Annotated in this window: 20 protein-coding genes, 1 pseudogene and 1 riboswitch; of the genes and pseudogenes, 17 read left to right on the top strand and 4 right to left on the bottom strand. The window is 34.0% G+C overall.

All coding sequences use genetic code 11. The annotated features are described in order from the left end of the window. The first annotated feature begins 411 nt into the window (after positions 1 to 411). The 4 genes from NST63_RS14915 (at position 412) to NST63_RS14900 (ending at position 4,465) form a co-directional block, all read left to right on the top strand. On the top strand, positions 412 to 1,293 hold the full coding sequence (locus NST63_RS14915) for a LysR family transcriptional regulator (protein ID WP_212942687.1): 882 nt from the start codon (positions 412 to 414) through the stop codon (positions 1,291 to 1,293). A 53-nt stretch (positions 1,294 to 1,346) separates the two neighbouring features. Then, the gene (locus NST63_RS14910) at positions 1,347 to 2,558 is read left to right on the top strand and encodes an MFS transporter (protein WP_058003897.1); all 1,212 of its coding nucleotides are present in this window, start codon (positions 1,347 to 1,349) and stop codon (positions 2,556 to 2,558) included. Between the two features lie 259 nt (positions 2,559 to 2,817). Further along, positions 2,818 to 3,489 carry an MgtC/SapB family protein gene (locus tag NST63_RS14905; RefSeq protein ID WP_212942685.1) on the top strand — a complete coding sequence of 224 codons (672 nt, stop codon included), beginning with the start codon at positions 2,818 to 2,820 and terminating at the stop codon, positions 3,487 to 3,489. A 109-nt stretch (positions 3,490 to 3,598) separates the two neighbouring features. Continuing rightward, positions 3,599 to 3,780: riboswitch (cobalamin riboswitch) on the top strand. Positions 3,781 to 4,027: 247 nt separating this feature from the next. After that, a complete protein-coding gene (locus tag NST63_RS14900; RefSeq protein WP_058003899.1) occupies positions 4,028 to 4,465 on the top strand; it encodes an acyl-CoA thioesterase in 438 nt (145 codons plus the stop codon). 75 nt (positions 4,466 to 4,540) lie between these two features. Here the strand turns inward: NST63_RS14900 and NST63_RS14895 are convergent, their stop codons facing one another. Both NST63_RS14895 and NST63_RS14890 read right to left on the bottom strand, forming a co-directional pair. Further along, positions 4,541 to 4,933 (bottom strand): thiol-disulfide oxidoreductase DCC family protein, encoded by a 393-nt coding sequence (locus NST63_RS14895; RefSeq protein WP_341042768.1) that lies wholly within the window; start codon positions 4,931 to 4,933, stop codon positions 4,541 to 4,543. Positions 4,934 to 5,125: 192 nt separating this feature from the next. Further along, a complete protein-coding gene (locus NST63_RS14890; RefSeq protein WP_058003901.1) occupies positions 5,126 to 5,680 on the bottom strand; it encodes a GbsR/MarR family transcriptional regulator in 555 nt (184 codons plus the stop codon). Positions 5,681 to 5,986: 306 nt separating this feature from the next. Between NST63_RS14890 and NST63_RS14885 the strand changes: the two genes are divergently transcribed. Genes NST63_RS14885 through NST63_RS14870 form a run of 4 tightly spaced genes read left to right on the top strand, consistent with a single transcriptional unit; the run spans position 5,987 to position 9,430 of the window. Continuing rightward, on the top strand, positions 5,987 to 7,138 hold the full coding sequence (locus NST63_RS14885) for a betaine/proline/choline family ABC transporter ATP-binding protein (protein WP_341042767.1): 1,152 nt from the start codon (positions 5,987 to 5,989) through the stop codon (positions 7,136 to 7,138). Positions 7,139 to 7,149: 11 nt separating this feature from the next. Next, positions 7,150 to 7,803 (top strand): ABC transporter permease, encoded by a 654-nt coding sequence (locus NST63_RS14880; protein WP_341042766.1) that lies wholly within the window; start codon positions 7,150 to 7,152, stop codon positions 7,801 to 7,803. A 15-nt stretch (positions 7,804 to 7,818) separates the two neighbouring features. After that, positions 7,819 to 8,736 carry an osmoprotectant ABC transporter substrate-binding protein gene (locus NST63_RS14875; RefSeq protein WP_341042765.1) on the top strand — a complete coding sequence of 306 codons (918 nt, stop codon included), beginning with the start codon at positions 7,819 to 7,821 and terminating at the stop codon, positions 8,734 to 8,736. Positions 8,737 to 8,749: 13 nt separating this feature from the next. Further along, positions 8,750 to 9,430 (top strand): ABC transporter permease, encoded by a 681-nt coding sequence (locus tag NST63_RS14870; protein WP_212941551.1) that lies wholly within the window; start codon positions 8,750 to 8,752, stop codon positions 9,428 to 9,430. Positions 9,431 to 9,493: 63 nt separating this feature from the next. Here NST63_RS14870 and NST63_RS14865 read toward each other — a convergent pair. After that, a pseudogene (locus tag NST63_RS14865) lies at positions 9,494 to 10,843 on the bottom strand (IS3 family transposase). Positions 10,844 to 11,027: 184 nt separating this feature from the next. On the opposite strand from NST63_RS14865, the gene NST63_RS14860 reads away from it, so the two are divergent. The 3 genes from NST63_RS14860 (at position 11,028) to NST63_RS14850 (ending at position 13,155) form a co-directional block, all read left to right on the top strand. Next, complete coding sequence (locus NST63_RS14860) at positions 11,028 to 11,810, top strand: MBL fold metallo-hydrolase (protein WP_341042764.1); 783 nt, start codon at positions 11,028 to 11,030, stop codon at positions 11,808 to 11,810. Between the two features lie 363 nt (positions 11,811 to 12,173). Further along, positions 12,174 to 12,683, top strand: coding sequence for a DUF4309 domain-containing protein (locus NST63_RS14855; protein ID WP_212941549.1), 510 nt, complete (start codon positions 12,174 to 12,176; stop codon positions 12,681 to 12,683). Positions 12,684 to 12,930: 247 nt separating this feature from the next. After that, positions 12,931 to 13,155, top strand: a complete 225-nt coding sequence (locus tag NST63_RS14850) for a hypothetical protein (protein ID WP_212941547.1) — start codon at positions 12,931 to 12,933, stop codon at positions 13,153 to 13,155. 171 nt (positions 13,156 to 13,326) lie between these two features. Here NST63_RS14850 and NST63_RS14845 read toward each other — a convergent pair whose 3' ends face one another. Next, the gene (locus tag NST63_RS14845; protein WP_341042763.1) at positions 13,327 to 13,770 is read right to left on the bottom strand and encodes a hypothetical protein; all 444 of its coding nucleotides are present in this window, start codon (positions 13,768 to 13,770) and stop codon (positions 13,327 to 13,329) included. A gap of 105 nt (positions 13,771 to 13,875) precedes the next feature. Here NST63_RS14845 and NST63_RS14840 point away from each other — a divergent pair, with 105 nt between their 5' ends. The 6 genes from NST63_RS14840 (at position 13,876) to NST63_RS14815 (ending at position 18,443) form a co-directional block, all read left to right on the top strand. Beyond that, positions 13,876 to 14,571 (top strand): AlkZ-related protein, encoded by a 696-nt coding sequence (locus NST63_RS14840; protein WP_212941541.1) that lies wholly within the window; start codon positions 13,876 to 13,878, stop codon positions 14,569 to 14,571. Between the two features lie 59 nt (positions 14,572 to 14,630). Further along, positions 14,631 to 15,203 carry a GNAT family N-acetyltransferase gene (locus NST63_RS14835; protein ID WP_212941539.1) on the top strand — a complete coding sequence of 191 codons (573 nt, stop codon included), beginning with the start codon at positions 14,631 to 14,633 and terminating at the stop codon, positions 15,201 to 15,203. 210 nt (positions 15,204 to 15,413) lie between these two features. Further along, positions 15,414 to 16,031, top strand: a complete 618-nt coding sequence (locus NST63_RS14830) for an NUDIX hydrolase (RefSeq protein WP_212942684.1) — start codon at positions 15,414 to 15,416, stop codon at positions 16,029 to 16,031. A 38-nt stretch (positions 16,032 to 16,069) separates the two neighbouring features. Continuing rightward, the gene (locus NST63_RS14825) at positions 16,070 to 16,336 is read left to right on the top strand and encodes a Gfo/Idh/MocA family oxidoreductase (RefSeq protein ID WP_341042762.1); all 267 of its coding nucleotides are present in this window, start codon (positions 16,070 to 16,072) and stop codon (positions 16,334 to 16,336) included. A gap of 47 nt (positions 16,337 to 16,383) precedes the next feature. Beyond that, positions 16,384 to 17,118 (top strand): Gfo/Idh/MocA family protein, encoded by a 735-nt coding sequence (locus NST63_RS14820; protein ID WP_341042760.1) that lies wholly within the window; start codon positions 16,384 to 16,386, stop codon positions 17,116 to 17,118. A 50-nt stretch (positions 17,119 to 17,168) separates the two neighbouring features. Further along, positions 17,169 to 18,443, top strand: a complete 1,275-nt coding sequence (locus NST63_RS14815) for an acyl-CoA thioesterase/bile acid-CoA:amino acid N-acyltransferase family protein (RefSeq protein ID WP_212941535.1) — start codon at positions 17,169 to 17,171, stop codon at positions 18,441 to 18,443. Positions 18,444 to 18,471: the final 28 nt, after the last annotated feature.

Genomic DNA, 18,471 nt, shown 5'->3' with positions numbered 1-18,471 from the left:
TTTTTAATAAAAGCTGTTTTCGTATACTTTGTTGTTTTTGTAAAAATCCCAAATGCCAGCGTATACATCCAATAAGGGATTGGGCAATTCTTATGGGCTTTTGGAGCTCTTTTCACAGAAATGAAAGATGTAGCGGTTTCTTCTGATTGTTATTCGTTAAAACTTAACTTAAATAGCAACAATGTTTGAAAACAAAGCCTTAGTAAAATACTTATAAAAAGATATACCACTCTACTGCCATTAATTTATTTCGCAGGAGGGTGTTTTTTATGATCATCATATTGTATTAATAATATTTGTTGCCTACATAATCAATATGCATAAATATCATGCAAATTTACAATTGGAAGTTATGAGTGTTCAGGAGTATGATGAAGTTGAATGAACAAAGCAGTAAATGAGGGTGAACGGATGGAATGGCATCAAATTCAGTATTTTCAAGTAGTTGCAAGCACACAGCACTTTACTCGAGCGGCAGAATTGCTTTCGGTTTCCCAACCTGCCCTTAGTCGATCTATTGCTAAGCTGGAAGAGGAGCTAGGCGTGCAACTTTTTGATCGAAAAGGAAGAAATATTAGTTTAAATCAATATGGAAAAATGTTTCTCGAGCGTGTAGAACGTTCGATAAAAGAAATTGAAATGGGAATTCAAGAAATTCAGGATAGTATTCATCCTGACCGTGGAACTATTTCATTATCCTTTTTACACTCGCTAGGAGTGAGTTTTGTGCCAAAATTGGTCAGCTCATTTCAGCGCGAATATCCAAATGTGAAATTCCGATTAAATCAGGCATCATCCCAGCATGTATTGGAGCAATTAGACGCTGGTGAAACTGAGGTTGCACTCGTTTCTTTTGACCAAGATCAGGCGGGGATTATTCGTCAGCCATTACTAAGGGAAGAACTATATTTAATTGTTTCAATTCATCATCCCTTAGCAAAATTAGATGAAATCGATTTACATTTGATTAAAGATGAGCCATTCATTGCTTTTAAAAATGGATATGGCTTACGTACCATTACTGACCAGCTTTGTAAGGAAGCTGACTTTTTTCCACAAGTAGTATTTGAAGGGGATGAAATTGGAACGGTAGCAGGTTTAGTTGCCGCTAAATTAGGAGTTTCATTAGTGCCGGACTTAACGATTTTAGATAAATCAAAGGTTAAGCTAATTCGAATTATCCATCCCATCTGTGAAAGGACAATTGGTATTGCTTGGAAAGAAGGGCGCTATATATCACCCGTTACTAAGAGGTTCATTGAATATGTAAAAAATAAAGTTAAGATCGATTAAATAGTTCATAACCTCAAAAAGACATTGGTAGTTATAAAGGAGTAAGACGCATCATGAGTTATATAAAACGTGGAACAAAAAGTTTTCGAATGGCCAATTTAGCTTTGTTTGCTGGAGGGTTTAATACATTTGCGATCCTTTGGAGTACACAGCCATTACTTCCTGAAATAGCAAATGAGTTCCACATTTCACCTGCGGTTTCTAGTTTAACTTTATCATCTACTACGATTGCATTAGCAATAAGTATGCTAGTAGTTGGCTCGTTATCAGAAGTATTCGGAAGAAAATCGGTCATGACCATCTCCCTAATAGCATCATCGATTTTAGCTATAATTACAGCATTAAGTCCAAACTTTCATTTATTACTTCTTTGTAGAATATTACAGGGAATAGTTCTAGCGGGGTTGCCAGCCATCGCAATGGCGTATTTAGGTGAGGAAATCGACCCTAAGAGCTTAGGGATGGCAATGGGATTATACATTAGTGGAAACTCAATCGGTGGTATGGGAGGACGAATTATTAGTGGAGTATTGACCGATTATTTTAATTGGCATATTGCCCTTATTGGTATTGGTATTATTAGTTTAATGGCAAGTTTATTATTTTGGTTTACATTACCAACATCAGCTCATTTCCAACCGCGTAAGTTTGCTGTTGTTAAATTAGGAAAATCTTTAATTAGTCAATTTAATGAGCCAGGATTAATCTATTTATTTGGGACTGGATTTCTATTAATGGGAAGCTTTGTATCACTTTATAATTATATTGGCTTTCAATTAATTGCTCCTCCGTATTCATTAAGTCAGACAATCGTCGGTTTTATTTTTATTGTATATATTGTTGGAACGTTTAGTTCGACATGGATGGGAATGCTTGCTGATCAGCATGGTAGACGAAAGATATTGCAATTATCTTTATTAATTTTGTTAATTGGAGCATGTATCACGTTAAATACAAATCTTTGGTTAAAAATTATTGGAATAGCCGTTTTTACCTTTGGATTTTTTGCAGGACACTCCATTGCAAGTGGCTGGGTTGGCAAATTATCGACACATGATAAAGCACAAGCCTCTTCACTTTATTTATTTTTTTACTATATAGGTTCAAGTATAGGTGGTACGGTGGGAGGTATGTTCTATAGTGATTTTGGTTGGATTGGTGTAATAGTAATGATTATAGTCTTTACAATTATTGCAATAGGATTATCTGTGCGTTTAGGAACGATTGCCAAAAGAAAATTGCAACTTTCATCGCATAAGTTATAAATTAAAGGCAGGATTTCTATTTAAAGAGCTGCAACTTAGATCGAGTGTATATTTTTATACACTCGTTTTTTTATTTTTTAAGTAGGATAAACTAATAAAACATATATAAATAGAAATAATGTTTAACTTAATGGTGTGACTTAGCTTTGCTAGTGAGAATGAAACCTAATCAAACCTTTAGAAAGGAAAAATGGATGTATGTTAGATTTGTAATAGCATAATCATCAAAGCCATACATTAATGGGGAAAGGGGTTATATATAATGATAGAGCTTGAATTAATTGCAAGACTTGTAATTGCGGGGATATTGGGAGCACTTGTCGGATTTGAAAGAGAAAAGCGTTATAAAGAAGCAGGATTACGTACCCATTTCCTTGTGGCCGTCGGAAGTGCATTAGCAATGATCGTTTCAAAATATGCATTTTTTGATGTTGTAAATAGTGGAACAATTGAATTAGACCCAAGCCGAATTGCGGCAGGAGTCATCAGTGGAGTTGGTTTCTTAGGTGCAGGTACCATTCTTATACAACGTCAATCCGTTCATGGGTTAACAACTGCAGCTGGACTTTGGTCAACAGCTGGAATTGGATTAGCGATAGGTGCAGGCATGTATATTGTAAGTATTTTTGGAACGCTCTTAGTATTAATTGCTTTAGAAATTTTAAGTAGATTATTTCAACCAGTTTTTCCGAAGTTCCATAAATTAACGATTCATGTTCGAACAAATGAAGCGATTTCTGCGGCACTCATTATTTTATCCGAAAATCATTTAGATGTGAAATCGTACCAGGTAAAAGTAACGTCGGTTGATAATCATCCACTTTTTGTCGTGGATTTACAATTAAAATCAAAGAAGTTGAAGAAAAAGGAGACTGAAATATTAAAAATGTTGCAAACGATTCCTGAACTGGAAAGTATAAAATTTGATTAAGCAACAGAAAGAGAACAAATCGTTCAATATTTTTCAACTTAATCTTTAAAATTATAAATTGTAAGTCAATTCATAATATATTATGATAATTCTATACTACTATAGTGAAATATTTGCCGATAAATATGGTGTTTGCCAAAAATGAAAAGGGAATCTGGTGAAATTCCAGAACTGTACCCGCAACTGTAAGTGTTGACGAAATAAGGATAACCACTGTCCAATTTTGGATGGGAAGGACTTAAAGTAGAATGATACACGAGTCAGGAGACCTGCCATATTTATAGCGACTTATTTTCCTCGGGAGTTGGGAAGATTCGTACATTGGTAGATTAATAGACAATTAATGATTTGGTCTGTTCTGCTATCAGCGTATTTTATTTTTAGGACTGGCTAACAATATGTGATTTACCATTTAAGATAGGTAAAACATCTATTTTATGTTAGGGGTATGTCTTAAGAAAAATGGTCAGTACCTTTTATTTTAATTTCTTCTCTCCTGTACTTCATAGTGGTAAATATACATGAAAGTGGAGAAATGATGGAGAAAACAATTTCTGTAAATGTATCAAGGACCTATCAAACTAAACTTGTATTACCTCCAGATACGAACCATATGGAAACTATTTTTGGAGGAACCATCTTATCGTATATTGATGAAATTGCTGCTATTTCAGCAATGAAGCACTCTCGAAAAGTGGTAGTAACTGCGTCAATCGATGCTGTTCATTTTGTTTCCTCTGCAAAAGTTGGCGACATTTTGACTTTGGAGGCATTTGTCCTTTCAACTGGGAGGACATCAATGAAGGTTTATGTAAAGGTCGAGTGTGAGAATTTAGAGGAGGAAGAAAAACGATTAACAACTACATCCACCTTAACAATGGTAGCACTTGATGAAAACGGAAAACCGACACCAGTGCCAAAAGTGATGCTGGAAGCTGATTGGGAAAAAGAGTTATTACTCAAAAAGCAGCCTTAAATGATTGTATAAAAATGGAGTCGTTCTTTACATTTATAAGACGACCCCATTTTATTTTTTCATACTGATAGGTTACTATACTAAGAATCTTTCCTGATCTTCCTTAGATGGGATCATACAGCTATCCCTTTTACCAAACCACCGATAACGATTTTTCGCGATCATATCGTATATCCAATTTCTTATTGGATGTGGGATGATTCGAAAAGCATATCCCCATTTCCATAATCCATTAAGACTTCGGCAAACACGTAATGCCGCTTCCGATTTTGTGTATAATTTGCCATCCTCAATAAGTACAAAGCTGTCAAGTGAGCTGTTTACTCCATACTCCGTTAATAATTTCGCCCCAACTTCGCTTTGAAGGGAAGCAAATTTAAAATATTTATTTTGGTCCCTTTTTATTATAAATTGTACGCTTCCATTGCAAAAATTACATACTCCATCAAATAATATAATTCCAGTCAATTGGTCACCTTCTTTTATAGGATGAAAGGAAATAATGAGAGTGAAAAATTTTATAACGTTTATATTTATTTAACTTAGTAAAAAAGCTTAATAAAAAGCAGTAGATTTTTACATGAAAACTACTGCTTGAAATATTTTCTATGTTTTATTTCAATATAAAAAGGGTATATTACCACGGAGCTTTTATGTTAATTATTTTCCTCTCCATTCAGTGGTTTTCGGCACATGCTCGAATATTTCACCACTTTCAAAAAAGTCAACTAAACGAGTAAGCCATTGATAATAATCCGACCAAATTTTCATTTCCTTTAATAATTCATTGATTTGATCTTCTGCTTCCTGTGATAATTCTTCATTATCTTTTAACATCAGCAGCTCACGTGTTAATTTTTTTTCAAAAATTTTATTGCGGTTAATCGTTTTTCTCCAATTTGATGTGAAAATTGAAATAAAGGTTTCGTAATAATCTGTTTCTACATCATAAATATCTTTACGAACCCCTTTTTCAAAAACTTTTTCAGCAATATTAATATCTAGCATCTCTCTAACAACCTGACTCATTCTTGTTTTACTCATTCCAGTTGCAGTGGATAGCTCATCTAATGTCATTGGTTTTCTATTCATATAAATAATACCAAGAATACGACCGACTGTAGGGGAAACTCCATACGTCTTCATATTATCAGCAATTTTTTCAATATATTGTTCCTTAGCTTGATCAATGACTCGCAAGTGCTTTTCTTCCATAGGTAGTTTGCTCCTTTAATTACCTCATATACAAAGTCAATGTATCATATATCCAATGAAAAATAAAATCTTTTCTGAATGAGGAAATGAAAGCAATAAGGAGAAATAGTAAGAAATGAGAGGATGATAGTTTTAATCTATTTATATTAATGTAAAATTGATGCAATATATGCAATCTATAAACTTTTTATTTTACAAACTTTACGTTATACTTAAATAGTGACATATACGAAAAAAATTGCATAGTATACCAAATGGTTAATTGTTCCAACTGTTTCATTGGTAAAATTACGGAGGTGTATCGATTTGTTAAAATTTGATCATGTTACAAAGATATATAAGGGAGGAAAAAAAGCGGTAGATGATTTAAATCTTGAATTTAAATCAGGAGAATTTATCGTTTTTATCGGTCCAAGTGGTTGTGGGAAAACAACGACGATGAAAATGATTAACCGTTTAATAGAACCAACAAGTGGAAGTATTTATATTAATGGAAAAAATATTTTAGAAAAAGATCCCGTACAACTTAGACGTGAAATTGGTTACGTCATTCAACAAATAGGTTTATTCCCTCATATGACCATTCAACAAAATATATCACTTATTCCAAAACTATTAAAATGGCCGGAAGAAAAGCGCCGTGATCGAGCAAAAGAACTGCTCAAACTTGTAAATATGACAGAAGATTATTTAGATCGCTATCCACATGAACTAAGTGGTGGACAGCAGCAAAGAATCGGGGTACTAAGGGCTCTAGCTGCAGACCAGCCATTAATCTTAATGGATGAACCATTTGGTGCATTGGATCCTATTACAAGAGATTCATTGCAAGATGAATTCAAAAAATTACAGAAATCATTAGGAAAAACAATTGTTTTCGTTACGCATGATATGGACGAAGCACTAAAATTGGCAGATCAGATTGTTATTATGCGTGATGGGAAATTAGTCCAAGTAGGGTCTCCTGATGAAATATTACGTGAACCTGCGAATGATTTTGTTGAAGAATTCATTGGAAAGGAACGTTTACTTCAAGCGCGGCCAAATATTCAAACCGTTGAGCAAATAATGAATTCGAAACCAATAACCATTACGGAAGATAAGTCATTATCCGAAGCTATTCAAATTATGAAAGACCGCAGAGTCGATTCTCTTTTAGTCATTGATCGTTATCAATTATTAAAAGGTTATATAGATGTAGAGATGATCGATCAAAACCGTAAAAAAACGAATCTAGTTGCTGATGTACTTGAAACCGAAACCTTAGCTGTGCAAAAAGATACATTAGTGCGAGATACGGTTCGAAAAATTTTAAAAAGGGGAATGAAATACGTACCGGTTGTAGATGAGCGGAAACGACTTGTTGGAATCGTAACTAGAGCTAGTCTGGTCGATATTGTCTATGATTCTATCTGGGGAGAAACAGATGAAGAAATCCATTCAAAACATGTAGGATAGGAGGGAGTTTGATGGATAGCATTATTCATTTTATAAGTAGCAACTGGAGTGAATTACTGTTTAAAACATGGCAGCATTTCTATATATCAATCATTGCCGTTTTTCTTGGGATTATAGTTGCTGTACCACTTGGTATTGCTTTAACAAGAGTGCCAAAGGTAGCAGGTTTCGTAATGGGAATAGCCGGCGTAGTTCAAACCTTTCCTAGTCTCGCTATTTTAGCATTTTTTATTCCTTTACTAGGTGTTGGAAAGGTTCCAGCGATTATTGCTCTATTTTTCTATTCAGTCCTACCCATCTTAAGAAATACCTTTATTGGTGTAAAAGGAATAAAGGCCAATCTATTGGAGGCTGGTCGTGGGATGGGTATGACTGGATGGGAAAGAATTCGCTATGTAGAATTCCCTCTTGCCATTCCAGTGATAATGGCAGGTGTACGTTTATCAACGGTTTATTTAATAGGCTGGGCAACACTTGCATCATTTATTGGTGCGGGTGGTCTTGGGGATTATATTTTTAGTGGTTTGAATCTTTACCAAACTGAATTTATTATTGCAGGTGCAGTACCAGTTACGATCCTTGCACTATTAGTAGATGTTTTCTTAGGTAAATTAGAAAATTGGGCAACGCCAAAAGGAATTCGAAACCTGAAGGAAGCTGCATAGAAAGGGGTATGGAGAATGGGAAGAAAACGAAATTGGATAGTTGTGTTCGTTTTGTCAATCTCATTGATCATAAGTGGATGCTCCTTACCAGGCTTAAGTGCATCTTCGGATCAATCGATAACGATTGGCATGCATAATACAACAGAATCACAAATATTAGGTTTTATGGAAAAATTAATGATTGAACATTATACAGATTTAAATGTAGAACTAGTTAATAATCTAGGATCTTCGATTGTTATGCATAAAGCAATGGTGAATCATGATATTGATATATCCTCGGTTCGCTATACGGGAACAGACCTTCCTGGCTCATTAGGAATGGATCCTGTCAAAGACCCGAAAGAGGCATTAAAAATTGTGCAAAAGGAATTTAATCAAAAATTTGACCAAACATGGTTTGATTCATATGGATTTGCTAATTCTTATGCGTTTACCATCACAAAAGACTTCGCTGAAAAAAATCATATTGAAAAAGTATCAGATTTGAAGCCATTAGTGAATGATTTGAGCTTAGGTGTCGATAATTCATGGCTAAAAAGAAAAGGTGACGGTTATGAGGGATTTGTGAAGGAATATGGGTTTGAATTTGGACATACGTATCCCATGCAGATTGGTTTAGTCTATAAAGCAGTACAAAATGGGAAAATGGACGTTGTTCTAGCTTATACAACAGATGGACGGATCAGTGCGTATAAACTAAAAGTACTTGAAGATGATAAACATTTCTTTCCTCCATATGATGCTTCACCAGTTGCTAGTAACAAAGTATTGAAAGCTCATCCCGAACTAAAAGGTATTTTGCAAAAATTAGTTGGGAAAATAAGTACAGAAAAAATGCAGGAATTAAACTATGAAAGTGATGGCAAAATGAAAGAGCCATCAGTTGTAGCAAAAAAGTTTTTAGAAGAAAATAATTACTTTGAAGAATGAGGGGGTGCTAAGATTGAATACTTTACAAGGTGTTTTAGACTACTATGTTCATAATGGCAGCTATGTTTGGGAACAATTTTATCGCCACTTTCTTATGTCTGCCTATGGAGTATTATTTGCAGCGGTTGTAGCTATTCCACTTGGCATAATCATCGCACGATATCGTAAACTAAGTTCATGGGTCATTTCACTAGCTAATATTATTCAAACCATCCCAGCTCTAGCCATGCTATCAGTATTAATGTTAGTTATGGGGCTAGGGACAAATACTGTGGTTCTATCCTTGTTTCTCTATTCACTCTTACCAATTCTTAAAAATACTTATACTGGTATTACCAATGTAGATAATTTTTTATTAGAATCAGGTAAGGCAATGGGAATGACGAAATTTCAGGTACTAAGAATGGTAGAAATACCTTTAGCCTTATCAGTAATCATGGCTGGTCTTCGTACAGCATTGGTCATTGCCATTGGAATTGCAACTATTGGAACCTTTGTTGGTGCAGGGGGCCTTGGTGATATTATTGTTAGAGGAACCAATGTTACGAATGGCTCATCAATCATTTTAGCAGGTGCAATTCCAACAGCTTTAATGGCTGTTGGTGCTGACCTTATCATGGGTTGGTTAGAACGAAGCTTATCACCAGTAAAAAAGAAAAAAGGGTTGAAAATTGAATATAAGGAAGCGGCATAATTGAATAAATAATAAAATAGATGTACCAATCTGATCTGACCCATTAAAGTTAGACAAATATTTTTATGCAACTTTTAAGACTTGAGTTCGGTACTCCACCGGACTCAGGTCTTTTAATTTTTCCTTCATTCGTTTGTGATTGTAATAGTAAATATAGTCCGCTAATTCCCGTTCAAAGTGTTCAATACTGTCAAATTCCTGTAGATAAAGGAGTTCGGACTTTAATAAGCCAAAGAAATTTTCCATAACTGCGTTATCCAAACAGTTACCCTTTCGGGACATGCTCTGTGTAATTTGGTGCTGTTCTAATGTTTTTTGATACTGTTTCATTTGATAATGCCAACCTTGATCTGAATGAAGAGTTACTTGGTCTCCTGGCTGAAGATATTCAATCGCTTGGTCTAACATATCGCCCACCAATTTGTAAACCGGACGTTTCATGACGGTATACGCTATTATTTCGCCATTACACAAATCCAGTACTGGAGAGAGGTAACGTTTCTCACCAAATAGGTGGAATTCTGTAACGTCGGTTACCCATTTTTGATTCATTTTCTCGGCCGAGAAATTGCGATTTAAAAGGTTTGGAGCGATTTTGCCTACATTTCCTTTATAAGAACGGTACTTCTTCATGGTACCAAGCATTTTAAACCGATTTCATTCATTAACCGATTGATGGTTTTGGGATCGTGTTGAAACCCTCTTTTTTTTAGCTCTTTCGTTATACGACGATACCCATAACGACCTTTATGTTCATGATAGATCTCGTTGATAGCTTCTTTTAATTTCTCATATTTATCAGGTTGATTTAACCGTTTTTCCCAATAATAATACGTGCTGCGTGGAATGTCAGTGACTTCAACTAAATCCACAACCTCATACTCATCCTTTAGTTCGAAAATTACTTGCGCTTTGATTTTGTTTGTAATTTTTCCTGCATTTGAACTAAAGTATTCAACTTTTTTAAGTAGGCATTCTCCATTCGTAATCGTTCGTTTTCTGCCTGTAAGGCCACTAATGATCCCTCTACTGGTTGAGTAGATTTCTTTGTCTCTTTTTTCATGGATTGACGCCCCTTTTTCTTCGATTTAAGGGCATCTAATCCTTTCGTTTCAAGTTTCAGCTTCCAATCCAAAATATTACTAGGTGCTGAAATATTGAAAATGGCTGCTGTTTCATACAGAGACGTCCCTTGTTCGTTCAAATAATTAAGTACGTCTAGTTTAAACTGAACTGTATAGTTTGTATAGCTTTTAATAAGCCCTTCCTCACCATTATATTGATACTGTAGAACCCATTTTTTAATGAGATTATGCGAAATTCCGTATTTTTTACCGGGGACTTATAACCTCCCTTATTATTTAAATATCTTTGAACCATTTCTAATTTCTTTTCGAATGTAAATTTGGACATAAAAACACCCCGCAAATGTTAGTTTGGTGTCTAACATTCACGGGGCAGTTCAATCCGGTGCATCTTTTTTTTAAACAATTATCAAGGAAATATCGTTGGTTTTTTATTCCTATAATGTAGAGGATATTTTTCAACCTTTGAAGAAGTAAGATATAAGGGTAATATGAAAATTTTGGAGGATAAGATGATTAAAGATGCTTGGCTTACCGTTCAACAAATAGATGAATGCACGTTTGCCATTAGTGAATATGGGCACTGGGAAAAAGTACACTCATTTCTTTTATTGGGTCAAAAAAAAGCAGTATTAATTGATACTGGACTTGGAATTGATCAAATAAAAAGAGTGACAGATCAACTGACTGTTTTACCTATTGATGTTGTTACTACTCATGTCCATGCAGATCATACTGGAAGCCATGGGGAATATGAGAGAATTTATGTTCATAAAGATGATAAGGATTGGTTAATAAATGGAATCCAAGACTTAACCATTGATCAAATAAGAAGAGAGTTGTGTAGAGATATTACAATTCCGATACCAATAACGTTTGATCCTGATACATATCAACCGTACCAAGGAGAGCCGACAGGTATATTGGATGATGGTGATATTATTGAGTTAGGTAATCGAAAATTAGTGATTTATCATACTCCTGGACATTCTCCAGGGCATCTAGCCATTTTTGATGAAACCAATGGTTATTTATTTACAGGAGATCTACTCTATGATCAAACGCCAATTTATGCTTTTTATCCTTCTACCAATCCCGTCGATTTAGTTAACTCATTAGATAAAATATCAGAAATTCCAAATGTGACTAGAGTTTTTGGTTCACATAATACTTTGGGACTTGAAGCAACTATTTTATTTGAAGTAAAGAAGGCGGTTCAATTTCTTCGAGAAAATGACCTCATTAAATTTGGAACAGGCACCCATTGCTTCAATGGATTTAGCATAAAATTTTAGTAGAAGGTGATTGAAATAATCAAAGCTTTAAAATATATAGGAGTAATTGCTGCAATTTTAAATATATTATTATGGCTTATATTGAATTTTTTTAATCCTTATACTAATCACAGTGAATTTGGCCTATTGATCATTACTTTTTTGATGTTATTTCTTCCTGCTTGTTTAGCCATTTTTGCTTTTCTATTGTCTAAACCATTTTTGTTATGCATATCATTTTTATGGTCACTACCAATTAGTTTATATTTAGTCTTGACACCTAGCGTTTTTGCAATAGCTGGAGTTACATGTTTGCTTTATTTCATTAGTTATCTCTTAATTGGTAAATCATGATAAGCGATGCTAAAAAGGGGAAGATTTAAGATGAAATTAGCTAAATTTATTGTACTGTTATGTCTAACTAACTTATTACTAGGAGCTTGTTCCTCTAAACCTATGGAAAAAAAAGAAGAGCCAAGTTCTTCTAAGAAGAGCGGCTTTGTATTAAATAATAAAATGGTAGATGGGTTAAAGCAAGGAAAGATCCTCGATACTCCACTAGATTTAAGTAAAGTGTCCACAATGGCTGATATTGAAAAAGTGTGGGGTAAACCAGATGAAGCAATCGATCATCAAGATCTTCAAGACTATATTTATATTAAAAATGGTCAGAGAATTATGATCACAGAAAATATAGAAGAAGAACAAGTTCAATACAAATTTTCTTTCTCAATATCAATAGCAACCACTAGGGATGAAATACTAAAAAAAATGGGTAAACCGAAAGATGTTCATGCAAAAACTATTTTACAATATACCTATAATGGCTACAAAATTCAATTTGAAAAAAATGATAAAAACAATTGGTTGGTATACTTAGCAAGAAGTATTTAAAGGGAAAAAGTAATGATTGTTTTCTGTGACTTAACATTATTGCTAAGTGTATTAATTGTAGATATCTAGTTCGAATATATAGAAAATAATGTCATTACAAACATAAACATATTATTTATATGGACCTGTTGTGGATATTATCAAGCAAACATTGACAATATCGGATAAAATTCTAGAAGGCAATGATAGACGGTTTTATTGCGAACTCATCTTCATTTAATTTAATTGGAAAAGAGGTATTGAATCAATGAATAGTAATATTATTTGGGGGATAGTATTATTAGCGCTGAGTTTGTTTCTTAAGCCATTATTGGCGATTGTGGGGCTGAATGAAAGGTTGTTCGGATTGCACTGGCAAGGTGAAACGGTGTTTTCATTGAGTCCATTCTTAGTTCGGATTATTCTAGCAGTAATTGGGGTTATCATGCTTATCATCGGAGGTATGCAAGTTTCAAAGCAGAAGAATAAATAGTTAAAAGAGTGGAGAGAACAACAATTAATTTTGTTATAATTTTGAGCATTTATAACCAAGGTGTTGAAGATCGTATTGTAAACCTCTTTATTGCACAGAGGAAAGAACTGTAAACTTGATAAGAACCATTGGAACTTTTACACAAACAACATACTTTCCGAAAACAGTTTTTTAATTATTCTTTTTTGACTGTCTCCTTTTAATAATTATGACAATTACAATTATAACAATTGGGCCAATACATAATTTAGGGATAGAAAATACATTCATTACGTGAAAAGGTGCTCTGTTAACATATACAGCCTTTATCCATTCTTGTTTGTTAATTTCAACTGCAATTGCAGAGGTCGGGGAAATACCATTAATTTCATAATATTTAGTACCAATAGGAAAATAATTTGAAGCAATCCCTAAATATTTACCAGTCATATCATTAGGCTGCGTTTTCACTTTTCCTATGTTTCTGCCCAACTTATTTTTATTGATTGAATCCTCATGTTTAACTTCATAGACTTTACCTTTCCAGACAACAAAAGGGTATGCCCACGATAAAGCATGTGCCATCGATGAAAAAAGAAAAAGTAATATTATAAATAAGGGTACAAACTTTTTCATAATGACCTCCTATGATAAATTTATTACACATTTTAATTGAAAATATATATTAAGTAGTTTTATTTTTGGAATTTTATAAAATTAGAGATCTGGAGGTAGTTGGAGATGAAAGAATATAAAATTAAGACCTATGATGAGGCAGTTCATATAATAGAGGAGATTGGAATTTTGCCTTTAGCTCCTTTAATACCAGATTATCCTTCGCTTAGTAGCATGACACAAAAGGAAAGTTGGCATTCAGATACTGATTTTGACCCATGGATTTGGCGAACTAAATTTTCTGCTGACGGGGTTGCAGCATATGGAAAGTTTATAAAAAAGAAAAATGTATTCATTTCTCGTGAGTGGTTTCCTGTAGTAAGGGCAATCCTTGGCTCGAAATACACCGTAAATGAAAGATATAAAGACGGATATTTCTCTAAGGAAGCCTACAATCTCTACAATATAATTGAACAAGAGGAAGGTATCGATACAAGATTATTAAGACAAAAATCAGATATGAAAGAAAAGGAAAAAAAGAAATTATTTGATCAAGCATTAGTTGAATTACAAGGAACTTTAGATATTGGTATTTCCGGTACTAAAGAAAAACAAAATATAAATGGTGAAAAGAATGGATGGAGCAGCACCTCCTTTGAAACGATTGATTATTGGATGAAGAAAAATGGACTTGTACAAGATCATTGGGAACGTGAGGATGCGAAGGAAAAGCTTAAACATCATTTTTTGAATATCGGATGTTCGGAAGCGGCCATGAAACGAATAGAAAAGATATTTTCACTTGAATTAAAAATAGTGTGATTTAGGTGGAATCGGATCAATTTGAGGGTAGTGGTTAGTGTTCAATTTATTGTAGGTAGATGCAATATGCAGTTAAATTTGAAACAGAGCGATTAAACATACAGCCATTTAAAAATGATGCTGCATATAGAATAAAAGAATTAGCAAATGACGAAATTTTAGCTAATATCCTGTGTCTTCCATATCCATATAAGTTAGAACATGCACAAGAATGGATACTTACGCAGCCAGATGTAATAGCTATGGGTACTGAATCCCCTTTAAAGGTAGTTCATAAACAATGGAATGAAATAATAGGTACGGTCACTTTAATAATAGATAAGAAGAACAATAAAGGTGAACTTGGATACTGGATAGGTACTGATTATTGGGGGAATGGTTTTGCTACTGAATTCGTTAGTAAAATGATTGACTTTGGATTTAACGAATTAAACGTAAATAAAGTATGTGCGTCTGTATTATCAAAAAATAAGGCATCAAAAAAAGTATTAGAGAAATCAGGATTACAAAAAGAAGGCACATTAAAGCAAAATAGATTTTTGTTAAATAAATATGAAGATGTAGATCTATATGGGTTATTGAAAGTGGAGTATATATCCAAAAATCCTCAAAAAAGCTACAATAGGTATTAAAGAAAAGTCAATAAACTGAATAAACAGGTTAATTACAAAGATATATTGGGGATAGGTATCAATGTATGGCGATTTCTTATCCTTATAAATACTAATATAGGAATACGTCAAATGAAAAGGATAATTGGTGAAATCTATCATTCTTTCATTTGATAGAAATGGAATTTAGCTAACTTGTATAATATGAAACATTACATGGTGGTGATAATGTTGGAACCTAAATGGCTAAAATGGGCAAAGCAACTCCAATCCATTTCCCAGGCTGGACTTACCTACTCAAAAGACGTATATGACTTAGAGAGATTCGAAATGATTAAAAAGTTGAGTATTGAAATTGTCTCACAATACACGGATATAGAAGAATCAGTGATAAAGAATGTATTTGTAAATGAATCTGGATATGCTACACCTAAGGTAGATATTCGCGCGGTAATTTTTAAAGAGGACAAAATACTAATGGTTAGGGAAAAGACTGATGGGAAATGGGCACTACCAGGGGGTTGGGCAGATATTGGTTTAACCCCAAGTGAAGTTGTAGTAAAGGAAGTAGAAGAAGAATGTGGATATGATGTACGAGCAATAAAAATGATCGGTGTGTTTGATAAGAAATGTCATCCACATCCACCATCACTTCATCATACGTATAAGCTTTTTATCCAATGTGAAATTACTGGTGGTAATCCAAAAACAGGAATAGAAACTAGTGATATAGATTTTTTTGCAGAGAATAACCTGCCTCCGTTATCAATAGATAGAAATACGGAAAGTCAAATAAAGGTAGCATTTAGACATTTGCATAATCCGAATGAACCTATTTATTTTGATTAAATCTAAATTATTTAAATAAAAAAAGCGGGTTGATTACGATGGTCCAAGAGAAAGCCAGGAAGGACTTAAGGGTTGCAATAATCGGAGGTGGCTTTGGATTAAGGGTTCAAGCTCCTATTATTCATTGTCATCCAAAAATGAAGGTTTCTTCTATTAGCACAATGAAACGTCATCAAATACCAAATGAATTAATGAGTGGAGAGCATAGACCAGCCCATTATCATAATTGGAGGGAGATGGTAGATCAGAAGGAGATTGATCTTTTATTCGTTAGTTCAATTCCGATTCATCATTTTAAATGGTAAAATATGCAATAAAAAAAGGTATTCATGTTGTATGTGAAAAACCATTTATGATAAATAGTGAGGAATCGAAACAATTGTTGACATTATCTAACTATTATAATATAAAAGTATTCGTTGACTTTGAATGGAGATACCTCCCCATACGTCAGAAGGTCAAAAAAATTATTCAGAATGGTTGCATTGGAAAGATTCATCACTTTGACTACCATATTTCCAGTCCTGAATATCAGAATCTTCGGTCAATGAAAAAAGGCTGGATGGGTGAAAGAAATAAATTTGGAGGTATGCTAGGTGCTTTAGGCAACCATATGATTGACTGTATGAAATGGCTAACAAATGATGAAATTGAAACGATGAATAGTTATTTATTTACCCATGTTCCCGAAGGGGGTGGAGAAATGAGGGATGCAGATGATGCTTTTTTTCTACATGGAAAGTTGAAAAATCATACGAGTTTTTCCCTGCAGCTATTATCGGGAATAAATCATGGGTTTGGATCAGAGTTAAAAATATATGGAAACTTGGGTACCATTAGGTTATCAAATGATAATAATCTATTTTTTGGAAAAGTAAATGAAGAATTAAAACAGGTAATTATTCAAACGGATGAGAAAATACCTTCACATTTATCAAATGAAGCAAGTGCATATTATCCGGCATTTTATCCTTTTATAGAAATGGTATATGAATATATTACATTGAATACATTAGATGAGGATTTACCAACCATAATAGATGGACATGAAAATCAAACTGTATTAGATAGAATACTATTCAAATAATTTATCCAACAAGTTGAACTTAAAATATTATAAATGAGGTAAATGATTTTATGTCACTTATGAATAAAAATAAACCGCGAATAGCTGTAAGTGAATCAATTTCATTAATCGACTCACCTGTAAAAATAACGATTCAAGATGTGAAGCCTGGAGAGAAAGTGACAATTAAAGCAAAAAGGATTGCAACTGGATTAATAAAGCTTGAACTAGAATCATATGCAATATTTATTGTTGATCGAAGTGGAAAAGTAGAACTCGATAGTCAGGAACCAATAAGCGGTAGTTACTCAGGCGTTGATGGGATGGGTCTCTTTTGGTCACTTGAATTGACGAAAATAGAGGAGTTAAGTTTCAACAACGAGTATAATGTAGATCCCTTAGCGCCACAAATTTTTACATTTTATCTAGAAATTAATCAGACAATTGTTCACGAAATTAAGATAACAAGGCTGTGGAAATCGGACCATATTGCTCGTCATGAAATAAGAGAAAATGGGCTTGTAGGCACTTTGTTTTGCATGAACGATCGAACTCCTTTGCCGGCTATTATTGTGTTAGGAGGTTCAGAGGGAGGGATCAATGAATATCTCCCAGCTCTATTATCCTCCCATGGTTTTACAGTATTCGCTCTAGCATATTTTGGTATGGAGGATTTACCTAAGCAGGTAGTGAGGATTCCACTGGAATACATGAAATCGGCTATAGACTGGATAAAGTCTCGACCAGAAGCCATTCCTAATTGGATCGGTATTCATGGAACTTCTAAAGGGAGTGAATTAGCACTTTTGACTGCGAGTTTCTTTCAGGAGATTAAGGCAGTTGTATCATTAAATGGTTCTGCTATCTCATTCAGTGGTATAGTGCCATGGAGTAAGGATGAGGAACTTCCTCCGGCATGGACGTATAAAGGAATTCCAATCCCATATGCTTCACCAAAGAATCCTATAAGTGTAGCACTTGAATGTATCGAAATGAGGCAGAAAGGTGTGGGAGATCCTTTAGAAAAATGGTACAATGCCCTTTGTTCCGATCCTGAGGTTGTTGAAAAAGCAGTGATTCCGGTTGAAAAAATAAATGGAAATATTCTATTAGTCTCTGGAAAAGAAGATTTTACTTACAGATACTCAAAGAAGGCGATAGATAGATTAAAAAGCTACGAAACTTCTTATAACTATAAACACCTTATCTATGAAGGCGCTGGACATTCAATAGGAATACCATATGTTTACTATAGTCAAGGAAATAAAAAAGCAACTGCCTCTGCTAGTCTAGACTCATGGAAAAGAACAATCGAATTTTTTCATGAATGTTTAGACACTAACTGAAAAAATGGGGGGATATGACAAATGTTTT

The organism is Heyndrickxia sp. FSL W8-0496 (genome assembly GCF_038007825.1).
Lineage (GTDB): Bacteria > Bacillota > Bacilli > Bacillales > Bacillaceae_C > Heyndrickxia > Heyndrickxia oleronia.
The sequence above is the reverse complement of the archived record's forward strand: the minus strand, read 5'-3'. Positions and strand labels throughout refer to the sequence as shown.